Annotated in this window: 1 protein-coding gene and 2 pseudogenes; all 3 read right to left on the bottom strand. The window is 73.4% G+C overall.

Going from position 1 to position 1392, the window contains the following annotated elements:
* Nucleotides 1-241: pseudogene (locus KBX53_RS32910) on the bottom strand (hypothetical protein); the annotation flags it as partial.
* A 136-nt stretch (nucleotides 242-377) separates the two neighbouring features.
* Complete coding sequence (locus tag KBX53_RS32905) at nucleotides 378-1199, bottom strand: ATP-binding protein (protein ID WP_210863754.1); 822 nt, start codon at nucleotides 1197-1199, stop codon at nucleotides 378-380.
* A pseudogene (locus tag KBX53_RS32900) lies at nucleotides 1199-1392 on the bottom strand (short-chain dehydrogenase); the annotation flags it as partial. The pseudogene KBX53_RS32900 and the gene KBX53_RS32905, both read right to left, overlap by 1 nt.

Raw genomic sequence — 1392 nt, 5'->3', positions numbered from 1 at the left:
CGTAGACCTCACGGTCGAGCTTGTAGTCCAACGACTCACCGTCGAGCTGCTCCTCAGCTGTCGTTCCGAACCGGTCCACCGCCACCGGCGTCCGGTCGCCGGGCAGCTGGGCCGGGTCGGGGCCGTCCGCCTCGCGCCCGGTGAAGACGTCGTCGTTGGCGGTCGAGTCGTCATCGGCGGTGTCGGGCAGCCCTTGCGCCTCGGTGTCGGACACGGGGGTCGGGTACTCGTTGTCGCGCATGTCTGATCACTACCCGCTGCCCTCCCGCCGTAACCGGGTGACCCTTCGGCGAAACGGCACCGAACCGGGCGTCGACGGCGAAAGCCCGGGGCCGGCAGCGCGTACCGGCCGGCGAGGTACGCCGCGATCAGCTTGGTCAGAGGGCCTCGTCGTCCGGGTGCAGCACACACCAGACGACCTTGCCGTCCCCTACGGCGCTGCTGCCCCAGCGACGGGTCACCGTGTCGATCAGCAGCAGGCCCCGGCCGCCGGCCCGGGACGGCGGGGAGATCCCGGCGAACGTCGGCCGGCGCGGGGAGTGGTCACGAACCGCCAGGTGCAGGGTGGTCTCCTGGGGTGCCAGCCGAACCGTCATCGGGGTCTGGGCATGGGCCACCACGTTGTTGACCATCTCGGTGATGGCGATGCACGCCGGATCGGCGAGCGTCGGCATGCCCCAGCGCTCGCAACCGGTGTTGACCAGATCGCGGGCCTGCCGGGCGGCTCCCACCGTCGGGGCGAGTTCGGCGGTGAGCACCGCCGCCAGTGGTGTCGTCGCGATGGCGGCCAGCGCGCCGTCGAGCGTCGGCCAGGCCGGCACGCCGTCGAGCGCCGAGTCCGAGTGGGCGGGCCCGGCGGCTGCGGAGTCCGGTTGGGCGGGCCCGGCGGCCGTCGGGTCACACAGCAGCAGATCCGCGGCGGGCCAGTCGGCGACCTCCCGGCGAATGTCGGCGAAGATGCCCCGACCGGCCGGCTCGACGAACCGCAGACCGGTCACGTCCGCCACCACCGGGCCGGGGCGGTCCGCGAGGCGGGTGAGCAGGGCGCCGCGTACCGCCTCGGCTCCGGCGGCGTCGAGCACACCGGTCAACCGGACCACCGCCGACGACTCGTCGACTTCCACGAGACAGCTCGCCATGATCGCCCCATTGTGCGCGCCGGTGACGGTCGGCGCATTCTGACGCTCGACGTCCGCCATCAGCGGTCCGACCGGGAGCGGCGGTTGATGGCCGCCAGGGTGCCGACGGCGGTGCCGGCGGCGGCCAGACCGAACGCGGCGGTCATCCGCACCAATTGCCGGCGTCGACCGTGCCAGCCGCCGTCCTGGCGCGCCTGAGCGTCGGCGTGGAACACGTTGCCGCTGCTGTCCACGCGGGCGCCCGGCCCGAACT

Source organism: Micromonospora sp. M51, assembly GCF_018070305.1.
In the GTDB taxonomy this organism is placed as follows: domain Bacteria; phylum Actinomycetota; class Actinomycetes; order Mycobacteriales; family Micromonosporaceae; genus Micromonospora; species Micromonospora parva.
The sequence above is the reverse complement of the archived record's forward strand: the minus strand, read 5'-3'. Positions and strand labels throughout refer to the sequence as shown.